The organism is Mesorhizobium caraganae (assembly GCF_016836705.1).
Lineage (GTDB): Bacteria > Pseudomonadota > Alphaproteobacteria > Rhizobiales > Rhizobiaceae > Mesorhizobium > Mesorhizobium caraganae.
Genome location: NZ_JAFCGY010000109.1, coordinates 1 through 744, shown reverse-complemented (window position 1 = coordinate 744; position 744 = coordinate 1). Strand labels below are relative to the sequence as shown.

At 66.0% G+C, this 744-nt stretch carries 1 protein-coding gene; it reads left to right on the top strand.

All coding sequences use genetic code 11. From position 1 onward, the window contains the following. Positions 1–744 (top strand): tyrosine-type recombinase/integrase (locus JQK88_RS35510; RefSeq protein ID WP_203281243.1); only part of this gene is annotated, 744 nt, incomplete at both ends.

Sequence of the window (744 nt, the reverse complement as noted above, 5' to 3'; positions counted from 1 at the left end):
AAGACATGCTCATGCGGGGCCTAGGCTCCCATAACCAGCAGGACTACGTTCGTCACGTCCGGCGCTTCGCAGCCTTCCTCCGACGCTCTCCCGATACTGCGACGCCCGAGGACATCCGCCGCTTCCAATTGTATCAGCATGAGAACGGCGTCGGGCCTGCGACCATCAACGGCGCGGTCTCGGCGTTGCGGTTCCTGTTCCTGGTGACGCTGAAGCGGCGGGATCTGGTACGTGTGCTGGTGATCATGCGCTATCCACGCAAGCTGCCGGAGGTGCTGAGCGTGGAGGAAGCGGCGCGGCTGCTCGAGGCAGCACCTGGCATCAAGTACAAGGCCGCGCTCGGTGTCGCCTATGGTGCTGGTCTGCGCGTGTCAGAGGTCGCGCATCTCAAGGTCGACGACATCGACTCCACACGCATGCTGATCCGCGTCGAGCAGGGCAAGGGACGCAGGGACCGCAACGCCATGCTCTCGCCGCAACTGCTGGAACTGCTGCGACTGTGGTGGCGCGAAGGCAAGCGGCGCGGGGTGATGCTCCCCCATGGCTGGCTGTTCCCGGGGCGCGGCTGCACGTCGCCGATCTCGTCGCGGCAACTGCATCGCGCGGTCCAGGAGGCAGCCGAAGTGGCCGGCATCCGCAAGCGCGTCAGCCCGCATACGCTGCGGCACAGCTTCGCCACCCACCTGCTCGAGCAGGATGTCGACATCCGCGTCATCCAGGTGCTGCTCGGGCACAGCAAGCTCG